Below are 12,749 nucleotides of genomic sequence, written 5' to 3' on the forward strand. Positions count from 1 at the left end.
AAGGAACACGCATGTCGTCAAGATCCCGCCGCCCCCTGATCCGGATATTGGCCTTCTTCGCCGCCTGCCTGGGCCTGAGCCTGGGCGCCCCGGCCGTGCAGGCCGCGACGCCGTTCAAGGTGCTCGCGTTCTACAGCGGCACCTACGACGCCGCGCACATCAGCTTCGAGAAGGAGGCCAACGTCTGGTTCCCGCAGCAGGCGGGCGCCAACGGCTTCACCTACACCTCGACGACCGACTGGAACCAGCTGACCACCCTCACGCCCAGCCAGTACCAGGTCGTCATGTTCCTCGACGACCAGCCGCAGTCGCAGGCGCAGTTCCAGGGCTTCCAGCGGTACATGCAGGCGGGTGGCGCGTTCTACGGCTTCCACGTCACGGCCTACAACGACAGCTCGACGCCGTCGTACGCCAACTGGTTCCACAACGACTTCCTCGGCACCGGCCGCTTCACGTCGAACACGTGGGGCCCGACGCCGGAGACGCTGAAGATCGAGAACCGCACGCACCCGTCGACGGTGAACCTGCCGGCGACGATCAAGTCCTCGACGTCCGAGTGGTACGCCTGGCAGAACGACCTGCGCCAGAACAGCAACATCACCATCCTGGCGGCGATGGACCAGTCCACGTTCCCGATCGGCACCGACCCGAGCCAGACCTGGAACAGCGGGTACTACCCGATTTCGTGGACCAACAAGAACTACAAGATGATCTACTCGAACTTCGGCCACAACGCGATGAACTACCAGACGAACACCGCGCTGTCCTCCACGTTCGAGAGCGCCGACCAGAACCGCTTCCTGCTCGACGGCCTGAAGTGGCTCGGTGGCGGCGGCACGACCACCCCGCCGCCGGACGGCACGATCGACCCGTCGGCCTGGTACGCCGTGGCGAACAAGGCCTCCGGCAAGTGCGTCGACGCGCGGGCCGCGGGCAGCACCAACGGCACCGTGATCCAGCAGTACACCTGCAACGCCACCACGGCCCAGCAGTACCAGTTCGCCCCGACCAGCGGCGGCTTCGACCGGATCAACAACCGCACGAACCCGGCCGAGGTCATCGACGTCACGAACGTGGCGACGACGGACAACGCCGGCCTGCAGCTGTGGTCCTACAGCGGCGGGAACAACCAGCAGTGGCAGCCCGTGTCGGAGGGCGGCGGGTACTACCACCTGATCGTCCGCCACACCGGCAAGTGCCTGACCGTGCCGGGTGCTTCCACCGCGGACAGTGTCCAGCTGGTCCAGTCGACCTGTGACGGCAGCGCCGCTCAATCGTTCAAGGTCGCCTAGCGGGATGCGCCACGGCACCCCCTCGGCTAATGTGAATGACCTTCACGTTGGCTGAGGAGGGTGCCGTGGTGCGCGGAAAACCAGTGATCCTCGTGGTCGTGGCCTTGCTGGCGGGAATGCTCGCCGGCGTGTCCCCGGCCGTGGCCACGACTCCGTTCTTCTGGGGCGTCGCCACCTCCGGCTACCAGGCGGAAGGCTCCGCGCCCGACAGCAACTGGCGCCGCTACGAGCAGGCGAAGACGTCGTCGATCAAGGAGCCCTACCTCCAGTCCGTCGACTTCCGGCACCACTACGCCGAGGACATCGACCGCGCGAAGCAGCTCGGCGTGAACGTGTTCCGCTTCAGCGTCGAGTGGGCCCGGATCGAGCCGCGCCCCGGCCAGGTCGACCAGGCCGAGCTGGCGTACTACGACGACGTCGTGCGGCACGTCGTCGACGCCGGGATGCGGCCGATGATCACCCTCGACCACTGGGTCTACCCGGGCTGGGTCGCCGACCAGGGCGGCTGGGACAGCGACCGCACCGTCGACGCCTGGCTCGCCAACGCCCGCCGCGTCGTGGATCGCTATAAGGGCTTCGGCGCGATCTGGATCACGATCAACGAGCCGACCGTCTACCTGCAGAACGAGACGGCCAACGGCGGCCTCGCCGGGTGGAAGCTGCCGTGGGCGCAGGCGCGGCTGGTGAAGGTGCACCGGGCGGCCTACGACCTGATCCACTCCTTGGACCCCGGTGCGCTCGTGTCCAGCAACACCGCCTACATCCCCGCCGCGCAAGGCATCCTGGACGCGTCGTTCCTCGACCAGGTGCGCGACAAGCTCGACTTCGCCGGCCTCGACTACTACTACGGCGCGAGCCTCGACAACCTCAGTGCCATCCACGCGGCGAGCGGCGAGTTCTGGAAGGTGACGCCGCAGCCGGACGGCATCTACTACGCATTGCGTTACTACGCGCGGAAGTTCCCCGGCTTGCCGCTGTACGTCGTCGAGAACGGGATGCCGACCGACAACGGCAACGCGCGTCCCGACGGCTACACGCGTTCGGATCACCTGCGCGACCACATCTACTGGGTGCAGCGCGCGAAGGCCGACGGCATGAACGTCATCGGCTACAACTACTGGAGCCTCACCGACAACTACGAGTGGGGCAGCTACCAGCCGCGGTTCGGACTGTACACAGTGGACGCCCGGTCGGACGCCACGCTGACGCGCCGGCCGACCGACGCCGTCGCGGCGTACCGGCAGCTGATCGCGGGCCACGGCGTCCCGGCGGGCTACACGCCGGTGCGGCCGCCGGGCTTCTGCTCGGTCGTCGACGGCCTCGGCAGCTGCCTCGACCCGGCCCGCTACCCGGGTCCGGTCGCTCCGCTGGGCTGATTTTGTGCCGCTGACCTGCGGGTTCGCGGTCCGCTCTTGATAAATACATGCCGGTCTGTATGTTTGTTGCCATGACGAACAGGGTGTACGTCGTCGGCGTCGGGATGACGAAGTTCGAGAAGCCCGGGCGGCGCGAAGGCTGGGACTACCCGCAGATGGCGCGCGAGTCCGGGACCAAGGCACTGGAGGACGCCGGGCTCGGCTACGACGCCGTGCAGCAGGCCTACGCCGGGTACGTCTACGGCGAGTCGACGTCCGGGCAGCGCGCCGTCTACGAGCTGGGGATGACCGGGATCCCGGTGGTCAACGTCAACAACAACTGCTCCACCGGCTCGACCGCGCTGTACCTGGCCGCGGAGGCGGTCCGCGGCGGCCGCGCGGACTGCGTGCTGGCGCTGGGGTTCGAGAAGATGAAGCCCGGCTCGCTCGGCTCGACGTTCGACGACCGCGAACAGCCCATGGGCAACCACATGCAGGCGCTCGCCGAGATCTCGGAGGTGCTGTTCCCGCCCGCGCCGTGGATGTTCGGCGCCGCCGGCCGCGAGCACATGAAGCAGTACGGGACGACCGCCGAGCACTTCGCGAAGATCGGCGAGAAGAACCACCGGCACTCGGTGAACAACCCGTACGCGCAGTTCCAGGACGTCTACTCCCTCGACGACATCCTGGCGTCGCGGATGATCTACGACCCGCTGACCAAGCTGCAGTGCTCGCCGACGTCGGACGGCTCGGGTGCGGCGATCCTCGCGAGCGAGGCCTTCGTGGAGACGAACGGCCTGGCCGAGCGGGCCGTCGAGATCGTCGGCCAGGCCATGACCACCGACTTCCGCAGCACCTTCGACGGCAGCGCCAAGAACATCGTCGGCTACGACATGACGCGGCAGGCGGCGTTGCAGGTGTACGAGCCAGGCGGGGCTCGGGCCCGCCGACTTCCAGGTCGTCGAGCTGCACGACTGCTTCTCCGCCAACGAACTCCTGACGTACGAAGCGCTCGGGCTCTGCGAAGAAGGCGAAGGCGGAACCCTGGTCGATGCCGGGGACACCACCTACGGCGGCCGGTGGGTCGTGAACCCGTCCGGCGGGCTCATCTCGAAGGGGCACCCGCTCGGCGCGACCGGGCTCGCCCAGTGCGCCGAACTCACCTGGCAGCTGCGCGGTGACGCGGACGCGCGCCAGGTGCCGGGAGTCCAAGCCGCGTTGCAGCACAACATCGGACTCGGTGGCGCCGCCGTCGTCACCGCCTACCAGCGAGCTTAGGAGAAACCGTGGGCCGGATCAGCGCGTCCGTCGACCTGCCCGCCGCACCCGGCAAGGTGTGGGCGGAGTTTTCGAACCCCCATAACTTCGAGAAGTGGCTGACCATCCACACCAAGTGGAAGGGTGACGTCCCCGACGAGTTCTCACAGGGCTCGCAGGTGTCCGAAGTGGTCACCATGCTGGGCATGGCGAACACGATCACCTGGACCGTCGACTCCTACGAAGCGCCTTCGCAGCTGGTCATCTCGGGTACCGGGATGGCCGGGGTGAAGATCAAGTTCTCGCTGTCGGTGGCGGCGGCCGGTGCGGGGTCGGCCGCCACCATCGACGCCGAGTTCACCGGCCAGATGATCGTCGGCGCGCTGGGCAAGGCCGTCGAGAAGGACGGCAAGAAGAACCTCGACGAGTCGCTCGAAAAGCTCAAGGCACTGGTCGCATGAAGTTCGGTCCCGCCGGCCTGGACAAGTGGACCGAGCCGGTGTCGTTCGACGTCACGCGCGAGCGGCTCGCCGAGTACGCGGCGGCGACCAATGACCCGATCCCGGCCCACCGCGCCGGCGACGTCGCGAGCCCGGTGTTCGCGATCGTGCCGGTGTTCCAGTCGCTGCTCGAGCCGGCCCTGGAGGTGGTGCCGACGTCGCTGTTCGGCCGGGTTCTCCACGGTGAGCAGGACTTCCGGTTCCACCGCCCGATCCGGCCTGGTGATTCTTTGGTGTCGCGGGCCAAGATGACCGGCTTCGAAGGACTGCCGAAGGGCACCCGGGCGACGGTCTACCTCGAGTGCCGCACTGCTTCCGGGGACCTGGTGAACGAGCAGTACGTGACGTTCTTCGTGCGTGGCTTCGACACCGGCTCGAAGGAGGGTTCGCTGGGCCCTTCGCACCGGTTCGACGAGTCTTTGCGTGCTCGGGCTCCGGTGGCGAAGGTGAGCCAGCACATCGACGACGACCAGACGTTCCGCTACGGCCCGGCCGCCGGCGACCCGATGCCGATCCACCTCGACGAGGAGGTGGCCCGGGCGGCGGGGTTGCCGGGGATCATCGCGCACGGGCTCTGCACGATGGCGTTCACGTCGTGGGCCGTGCTGACCGAGGTCGCCGGGTCCTCTGTGGACAGACTGCGCCGGCTGGCCGTGCGGTTCGCGTCGCCGGTGCTGCCCGGGCAGGACCTGTCGACGTCGATCTGGGCGGCCGGACCTTCCTCGTACGCCTTCGAAACCACGGTAGGAGACACACTCGTGCTCAAAGACGGACTCGCGGAGCTGTGATGGGTGCACTCGACGGGCGCGTCGCGCTGGTCACCGGCGCGGGCCGGGGAATCGGGCGGGAACACGCGCTGCTGTTCGCTCGCGAGGGGGCTTCGGTCGTCGTCAACGACGTCGAGCCGGACCCCGCGGTGGTCTCGGAGATCCGCGCGTTCGGTGGTTCGGCCGTGGCGAACACGTCGGACGTGGCGTCTTGGGCGGGAGCGGCGGAGCTGGTGGACCAGGCGGTCTCCGAGTTCGGCGGGCTGGACGTGGTGGTGAACAACGCGGGCATCCTGCGCGACGCGTTCGTCGCGAGCATGACGGAAGAGCAGTGGGACGAGGTGATCGCGGTCCACCTCAAGGGCCACGCGGCGGTCCTGCACCACGCAGCGGCGTACTGGAAGTCGGCGTCGAAGGCGGGTTCCCAGCCGTCGGCCTCGGTGATCAACACGGCCTCGGCGTCCGGCGTGACGTTGCCGAACGCGGGGCAGGCGAACTACGGCGCGGCGAAGGCGGGCATCGCGGCAATGACGCTGGTGGCGGCGGCCGAGCTGGAGCGTTACGGGGTGCGCGTCAACGCGATCGCCCCCATCGCCCGCACGCGCCTGACGTTGGCGACCCCGGGCATGGGGGCGATTTTCGCCTTGCCTGTAGAGGAAGGCGAGTTCGACGCGTTCTCCCCGGCGAACATCTCCCCGCTGGTGGCTTACCTGGCCTCGGAGAAGTGCACGCTGACGGGCAAGGTGTTCGCGGTCCAGGGCGGCGCGATCTCGGAACTGGCCGGCTGGCACGACGTGAAGCTGATCGAGACCGAAGGCCCGTGGGAGATCGACGACATCGCGGTGAGGCTGCCGTAGTGCCGGCGTTGAGCCGTCCGGCGTAATCGTTCGGCAGCGCACTCCGGAGGGAACGAAACTAGGGGGATGGGGACGCAGGGGGGATCGCGGCGCGCCTGGACGCTGGGACTGCTGACCGGGGCGTTGTTCGCCGCCGGTCTGGTGGTACTCGAGGCGACCGTGGTGTGGCCGGACGGTCCGTGGTGGGTCGTGGCGCTGACCGGCCTCGGCGCGGGCGGGTTTTTCGGCGCGGTCATGGGTCCCGTGCTGGCGAGCGCGGAACGGGCGATGTGGCAGGCCTGCGGGGAAGACCTGACTTGGCCGGAGTTCAGGGCCGCCGCCAAGGCGAGCCGCTCGGGCCGGGTGCCGGCGGATCCGCGGCTGCACGCGGCCGCGACGCGCCTCACGGTCCACCAGCTGGTCCAGCACCGGCGCCGCCGCCGGAGCACGATCATCAGCTGTTCGCTGATCGCGGGGTTCACCCTGATCAACGCGGTGGTCGGCAACCTGCTCGCCCTGTTCGCCGCGGGCGCCATCGTCGTCGTGGTGGCCGCGTTCCTGTACGAGCGCGTCCGGCTGCGGAAGGCCTTGCTGCGCCTGCGCCTGCGCGCGGAGCGGTGAAGGCGGAGTCGTCCGGGGACGACTCCGCGGCCGGCGTCAGTCTCGTTCGATGAGGTGACCCACCACGTCCGGGCCGGGGTGGGCGTGACCCGATCCGTCTCGGCGGACGTCGATCTCCGGCAACTCCACCGGATCCCCGTTCCGAGCCGCACCTGCCGGGCGTGGGCCGATCCACGCGACGCGCAGCGCCGTCTCGCCCTTCAGGAATCGCTGGGCTCGGACTCCGCCCGTCGCCCGGCCCTTGGCCGGGTACTCGCTGAACGGCGTTACCTTGACGCTTTGGCCGGACGACGTGATCACCAGGGGCTCACCGTGCTCGTCGTCGTCCGTGCGGATCGCTCCGAAGAACACCACCGTTCCCGCGCCCACGTTCATGCCCGCCATGCCGCCGCCCTTCAGGCCCTGGGGACGGACCAGCGAAGCCGCGTACTTCAGCAGGGACGCCTCCGACGACACGAACGCCAGCGTCTCCGAGCCGTCCGTCAGCCACGTCGCGCCGACCACCTCGTCGCCGTCCTTCAGCGAGATCACTTCGAACTCGTCCGAACGGACCGGCCACTCCGGCGAGCAGATCTTCACCACGCCGGCCTTCGTGCCCAGTGCCAGGCCCGGCGAACCCGCCGCCTGCTCGCCCAGCGGGGCGATCCCGACGACCGTCTCGCCCTTGTCGAGCGGGACCAGTTCGCGAGCCGCCATGCCGCCGCGCAACGACACCGTGCCCGCCTGCTCCGGCAGGACCGGCAACGGCAGCACGTCCGTCTTGAACGCCCGCCCGCGGCTGGTCACCAGCAGGATCTGGCCGCGCGCCGTCGTGTGGACCACCGCCGCGACGGCGTCGTGCTTCACGCGGCCGTTGCGCCGGCGCGTCTCCGTCGACTCCTCGGACTCCGCCGCCGTGCGCGCGACCAGGCCGGTCGCCGAGAGGATCACCTGGCACGGGTCGTCCGTGACCTCCAGCGGCCCGGACGGCTTCGACGCGGCCAGGACCTCCTTCAGGTCACCGTCGATCAGCGACGTGCGGCGCTCGGTCGGGAAGTCCTTCGCGATCTTCGCCAGCTCCGCCGAGACCAGCTTCTTCAGCACCGACTCGTCGTCGAGGATCTTGGACAGCTCGGCGATCTCTTCGCGCAGCCGATCCTGCTCCGACTCCAGCTCGAGCCGGTCGTACTTGGTCAGCCGGCGCAGCGGGGTGTCGAGGATGTATGTCGCCTGGATCTCCGAGAGCTTGAAGCGCGTCATCAAGCCGTCCTTGGCGGCCTGCGCGTTGTCGCTCTCGCGGATGAGCTTGATCACCTTGTCGATGTTCAGCAGGGCGATCAGCAGGCCGTCGACCAGGTGCAGGCGCTCTTCGCGCTTGCGGCGCCGGTACTTCGTGCGCCGCGTGACGACCTCGTAGCGGTGCCGGAGGAAGACCTCCAGCAGCTCCTTCAGCCCCAGCGTCTGCGGCTGGCCGTCGACGAGCACCAGGTTGTTGATGCCGAACGACTGCTCCAGCGGCGTGAGCCGGTACAGGTCGGCCAGCAGCGCCTGCGGGTTGACGCCGACCTTGCACTCGATGACCAGCCGCGTGCCGTTCTCGCGGTCGGTGAGGTCCTTGACGTCGGCGATGCCGGTGAGCCGCTTGGACTTGTTGACCTCGTCGGTGATCTTCTCGATCACCTTCTCCGGGCCGACGCCGTAGGGCAGCTCGGTGACGGTGATCGCCTGCCGCCCGCGGCTGCCTTCGAGGGGCCCGGTTTCGCAGTTCGCGCGCATCCGGACCACGCCGCGGCCGGTCTCGTACGCACGGCGGACCTCGTCGAGGCCCAGCAGGCTGCCGCCGGTCGGGAGGTCGGGGCCGGGGACGAACTCCATCAGCTTGTCGAGCGTCGCGGAGGGGTGCGTGATCAGCCACCGCGCCGCCGCGACGACCTCGCCGAGGTTGTGCGGGATCATGTTGGTCGCCATCCCGACCGCGATCCCGGACGTGCCGTTGACCAGCAGGTTCGGGAACGCCGCGGGCAGCACGGACGGCTCTTCGAGCGAACCGTCGTAGTTCGGCCGGAAGTCGACGGTGTCCTCGCCGAGCTCGCCGACCAGCTGCATCGCCTCGGGCGACATGCGGGCCTCGGTGTACCGCGAGGCGGCCGGGCCGTCGTCGGGCGAGCCGAAGTTGCCGTGGCCGTCGATCAGCGGGACGTTCAGCGAGAAGTCCTGGGCCAGCCGCACCATCGCGTCGTAGATCGCGACGTCACCGTGCGGGTGGTACTTGCCCATGACGTCGCCGACCACGCGCGACGACTTCACGTACGCGTGCGTCGGCCGGTAGCCGTTCTCGTTCATCGAGTACAGGATCCGCCGGTGCACCGGCTTCAGCCCGTCCCGCGCGTCCGGCAGGGCGCGCGAGTGGATGACCGAGTACGCGTACTCCAGGTAGCTGTCTTCGATCTCGGTCTTCAGCGAGTTGTCGAAGACGTTCGCCCCGGCGGAGTCGAACGCGCTGGGATCGACCTTGGTGGTGGTGCCCTTGCGGCGTGCCACGGCAGAACTCCTTGGTAGCTGCGAAAATTAAGCGTCGATGGCGTCGCGGTCGATCCGGTCCGAAGAGGCGACCAGCCAGTTCCGCCGGGGCTCGACCTTCTCGCCCATCAGCAGCTCCAGCGCGCCCTCGGCGGCTTCGGCGTCGTCCATGGTGATCCGGCGGACCGAGCGGCTGGCCGGGTTCATCGTGGTGTCCCACAGCTCGTCGGCGTCCATCTCGCCGAGGCCCTTGAACCGCGGCACCGGCGTGACGATGCTCTTGCCCGCCCGCTCCAGCTCCGCGTACTTGGACTCCATCTCCTGCTGCGTGTACGTGAAGTGCGTCTCCGGGTTGCGGCCCTTCGTGACGAGCTTGTGCAGCGGCGGCATCGCCGCGTACAGCCGGCCGTCCTCGATCACCGGCCGCATGTACTTCGCGAACAGCGTGATCAGCAGGGTCCGGATGTGCGAGCCGTCGACGTCCGCGTCCGCCATCAGGATGACGCGGCCGTAGCGCATGGTCGTCAGGTCGAACGTGCGCCCGGTGCCCGCGCCGAGCACCTGCACGATCGACGCGATCTCGGCGTTCTTCAGCGTGTCGCCGAGCGACGCCTTCTGCACGTTCAGGATCTTGCCCCGCAGCGGCAGCAGCGCCTGGTACTCCGACACGCGCGCCATGCGGGCCGACCCCAGCGCGCTGTCACCCTCGACCAGGAACAGCTCACTGCGGGAGACGCCGGTGGTGCGGCAGTCGACCAGCTTCGGCGGCATCGCCGCGCCTTCCAGCGCGGTCTTGCGCCGGGCCGCGTCCTTCTGCTGCTTCTGGGTGAGCCGGACGCGGGAGGCGTCGACCACCTTCTGCAGCACGACCTTGGCCTCGGACTTCGTCTTGCGGTCTTCGGTCCAGGCCTTGACGTGCTTGTCGACGATGGCCTGGATGACGCGGGTGATGCCGGCGGTGGACAGCTCGTCCTTCGTCTGCGACGTGAACTGCGGCTCCGGCAGCCGGACGTGCACCACGGCCGTCATGCCCTCGAGGACGTCCTCGATCGTCGGCATGTCCTCCTTGGGCTTGAGCAGCCCGCGGGTCTTCGAGATCGCGTCCTGCAACGCCTTCGCCATCGCGCGGTCGAAGCCGCGGCGGTGGGTGCCGCCGTGGACGTTGCGGATCGTGTTGGTGAAGCACTCGACCGTGCGCTCGTAGCCGGTGCCCCAGCGCAGCGCCACCTCGACCTCGGCGTGACGCTCCACATTGGACTGCATGACGCCCGCCGCGTCGGCCGCGTTCTCCTTGTACGTGCCCTCGCCGGTGATCAGCAGCGTGCCGCAGACCGGCTTCTCGCCCGACGGCGTCAGGAAGTCGACCATGTCGACCAGCCCGTGCGGGAAGTGGAAGGTCTCCTCGTTGATGGTGTCTTCCATCGCCGTGCGCAGCACGTAGGTGACGCCCGGGACGAGGAAGGCGGTGTTGCGCAGCTTGGCCCGCACGCCCTCGACGTCGAGGGCCGCGCCGGACTCGAAGTAGCGCGAGTCGTACCAGTAGCGGATCGACGTGCCGCCGCGCTCGCCGCGCTTCATCTTGCCGACGAGGTTCAGCCCGGACCGGCGGGTGAACTTCGCTTTCGGGCCGGGCGCGTCGAACGTGCCGGGAACGCCGTGCTTGAACGACATCTGGTGGACCTTGCCGTCCTGCTTCACCGTGACGTCGAAGCGGTGCGACAGCGCGTTGACCGCCGAAGCGCCGACGCCGTGCAGGCCGCCGGAGGTCTTGTAGCCGGAGCCGCCGAACTTGCCGCCGGCGTGCAGCCGCGTCAGCACCAGTTCGACGCCGGACAAACCGGACTTCGCGTGGGTGCCGGTGGGGATGCCACGGCCGTCGTCGTCCACCTGGACGCTGCCGTCGGCGTGCAGCGTGACGACGATCTTCGTCGCGTGGCCGGCGACACCCTCGTCCGTCGAGTTGTCCACGACCTCGGAGAAGAGGTGGTTGATGCCCCGGCTGTCGGTGGAGCCGATGTACATCCCGGGGCGTTTGCGGACGGCCTCGAGACCCTCGAGATGGGTCAGGTCATCGGCCCCGTACAAGGTCTCGGCAGTCACAGGGTCGTTCTCCCGGATCGTGGCTCGCGAAAGTGCTGGTGGTGGTGCGGACTTGGCCTGCACCGTACTGCAGGATATCCGCCACCCCCGACAACTTCCGCGCGCTCCCTGCTCCGGAGTGGCGCGCGCCGTCCGCTACTTGGGGTCGTAGCCCAGGTCCGGCCACAGGCCGAGCAGGGCTTCGATCTTCCGCGGGACCTGGAAGCTGTTCCGGAAGTTCGGCTTCTCGCCGATCGTCGCGAGGCCCTTGCGGAGCTCGCCGAACGCCGGCCGCGCGGCCGACTCCCGGGTCAGGATGTAGCAGTAGGTGCGGCGCGGGTACGCGAACTCGTCGGTGTAGGCCTGCAGCACGAGACCGGGGGCCTCGATCCGCGACCCGACCAGGGCACGGCCCTGCTTCTGGCTGTAGACGCGGATCACGTGCACGCCCGCGCGCAGCGTGCGCGGCGGGTCCTGGCCCTGGCCGTCGTCGGCCCAGAACAGCTCGACGCGGAACGGCTGTTCGCCGTTTTCGCCGGGGTGGGTGTACTCGCGCGCCAGCTCTTCGAGCCGGTACTCGGCCTCCGCCGACGGCTCGCCGCCCTCGACGAGGCTGACGAGGTACAGCTCCGCCGGACGCGGCCAGTTCGGCCGGGGCACGTCGGTGGCTTCGGTGTCTTCGCCGGTGTCCGGCTCGGCCTCGGCCGCAACCGGTTCCGGGGTTCCGGTGGTGGCGGCCGGGGCTTCCTCGGGGCTCGGGGTGGCGCCGGGCGCGTCCTGGACCGCGGGTGCGGAGCCGGTTTCCGGCGTGTCGGTCGTGCCGGTCTCGGCCGGACGGACGGGCGACGCGGCCGGGCGAGCGGCGGGCCGGACCGGGGACGGCGCGGGCGGGGCCGGGCGCACCGGTGACGGCGGCGGGGCCGGCGCCGCGGGGCGGACGGGCGTCGCCGGGCGGCTCGTCACCACCGGCCGGGCCGGTGCCGCCGGGCGCGAGGGGGTGGTGGTGCGCGGCGCGGTGACCAGCTTGCCGGCGCCGTACTGCTCCAGGAGCGGCTCCAGGTCACCCGCCGTCAGCGCGGGTCCCGCCAGGTCGCACCACTCGAGCCAGGCCTCCTGGGCCTCCTCGACGGTGTGCTTCTCGTGGGAGACCGTCACCGCCTCGAACAGCTGCCGCGGGCCGGCGGCGGTGACGTCGGCGGAGCCGACGACCACGAACGACGGGTCGTCCTCGGCGATCACCAGCTTCGCGTTCAGCCCTCGCAACGAGTGCACGATCACGCCCGCCTTCACCCAGTGCAACAGGGCGTGCGGACTCGTCGCGCCGGACAGCACGGTGTCCAGGCTCGCGTCCGTGATCACCGTGTCGCCGGGTTCCAGCGGCAACAGCGCGGCCGCGCCGGGACCGACGTGGCCGAAGGCGGCCACCAGGTTCCGGCGAGGCGCGAGCAGCGGGGTGATCGAACCCCAGATGTCGCGGCCCGTGAGAAGTCGTACCGAACGTTCTGCCAGACCCAGCCGACCGAGCTCCGCGTCCATGTCCCAG

Annotated in this window: 10 protein-coding genes and 1 pseudogene; 8 read left to right on the plus strand and 3 right to left on the minus strand. The window is 69.5% G+C overall.

Translation table 11 applies throughout. The annotated features are described in order from the left end of the window. The first annotated feature begins 11 nt into the window (after positions 1-11). The 8 genes and pseudogenes from AA23TX_RS21220 (at position 12) to AA23TX_RS21250 (ending at position 6,628) form a co-directional block, all read left to right on the plus strand. A complete protein-coding gene (locus AA23TX_RS21220) occupies positions 12-1,292 on the plus strand; it encodes a ThuA domain-containing protein (RefSeq protein ID WP_155544624.1) in 1,281 nt (426 codons plus the stop codon). A 68-nt stretch (positions 1,293-1,360) separates the two neighbouring features. Beyond that, positions 1,361-2,668 carry a family 1 glycosylhydrolase gene (locus tag AA23TX_RS21225; RefSeq protein ID WP_338422507.1) on the plus strand — a complete coding sequence of 436 codons (1,308 nt, stop codon included), beginning with the start codon at positions 1,361-1,363 and terminating at the stop codon, positions 2,666-2,668. Positions 2,669-2,772: 104 nt separating this feature from the next. Continuing rightward, positions 2,773-3,525, plus strand: a pseudogene (locus AA23TX_RS51230) (thiolase family protein); the annotation flags it as partial. A gap of 88 nt (positions 3,526-3,613) precedes the next feature. After that, positions 3,614-3,925 (plus strand): thiolase C-terminal domain-containing protein, encoded by a 312-nt coding sequence (locus AA23TX_RS51235; protein ID WP_439328789.1) that lies wholly within the window; start codon positions 3,614-3,616, stop codon positions 3,923-3,925. A gap of 8 nt (positions 3,926-3,933) precedes the next feature. Continuing rightward, entirely contained in the window at positions 3,934-4,365 is a 432-nt protein-coding gene (locus tag AA23TX_RS21235) for a type II toxin-antitoxin system Rv0910 family toxin (RefSeq protein ID WP_155544625.1), read from the plus strand. Next, a complete protein-coding gene (locus tag AA23TX_RS21240; RefSeq protein WP_155544626.1) occupies positions 4,362-5,192 on the plus strand; it encodes a MaoC/PaaZ C-terminal domain-containing protein in 831 nt (276 codons plus the stop codon). Before AA23TX_RS21235 ends, AA23TX_RS21240 begins: the two co-directional genes overlap by 4 nt. Continuing rightward, entirely contained in the window at positions 5,192-6,028 is an 837-nt protein-coding gene (locus AA23TX_RS21245; protein ID WP_155544627.1) for an SDR family oxidoreductase, read from the plus strand. The genes AA23TX_RS21240 and AA23TX_RS21245 overlap by 1 nt, the downstream gene beginning before the upstream one ends. 66 nt (positions 6,029-6,094) lie before the next feature. After that, a complete protein-coding gene (locus AA23TX_RS21250; RefSeq protein WP_155544628.1) occupies positions 6,095-6,628 on the plus strand; it encodes a hypothetical protein in 534 nt (177 codons plus the stop codon). Between the two features lie 36 nt (positions 6,629-6,664). On the opposite strand, the gene AA23TX_RS21255 is transcribed toward AA23TX_RS21250, so the two are convergent. From AA23TX_RS21255 to AA23TX_RS21265, 3 genes are all read right to left on the minus strand, one after another. Further along, entirely contained in the window at positions 6,665-9,148 is a 2,484-nt protein-coding gene (locus AA23TX_RS21255) for a DNA gyrase/topoisomerase IV subunit A (protein WP_155544629.1), read from the minus strand. Positions 9,149-9,175: 27 nt separating this feature from the next. Next, positions 9,176-11,227: a DNA gyrase/topoisomerase IV subunit B gene (locus AA23TX_RS21260; RefSeq protein WP_155544630.1), complete on the minus strand. Its 2,052-nt coding sequence runs from the start codon at positions 11,225-11,227 to the stop codon at positions 9,176-9,178. Between the two features lie 135 nt (positions 11,228-11,362). Continuing rightward, a complete protein-coding gene (locus AA23TX_RS21265) occupies positions 11,363-12,742 on the minus strand; it encodes a phospholipase D-like domain-containing protein (protein WP_155544631.1) in 1,380 nt (459 codons plus the stop codon). Positions 12,743-12,749: the final 7 nt, after the last annotated feature.

The sequence above is a fragment of the Amycolatopsis camponoti genome, assembly GCF_902497555.1.
Taxonomy (GTDB): Bacteria; Actinomycetota; Actinomycetes; order Mycobacteriales; family Pseudonocardiaceae; genus Amycolatopsis; species Amycolatopsis camponoti.

Coding starts and splice junctions, on each gene's coding strand:
- AA23TX_RS21220 (WP_155544624.1), top strand. CDS start 12: ATGTCGTCAAGATCCCGCCGCCCCCTGATCCGGATATTGGCCTTCTTC.
- AA23TX_RS21240 (WP_155544626.1), top strand. CDS start 4,362: ATGAAGTTCGGTCCCGCCGGCCTGGACAAGTGGACCGAGCCGGTGTCG.
- AA23TX_RS21245 (WP_155544627.1), top strand. CDS start 5,192: ATGGGTGCACTCGACGGGCGCGTCGCGCTGGTCACCGGCGCGGGCCGG.
- AA23TX_RS21250 (WP_155544628.1), top strand. CDS start 6,095: ATGGGGACGCAGGGGGGATCGCGGCGCGCCTGGACGCTGGGACTGCTG.
- AA23TX_RS21265 (WP_155544631.1), bottom strand. CDS start 12,742: ATGGACGCGGAGCTCGGTCGGCTGGGTCTGGCAGAACGTTCGGTACGA.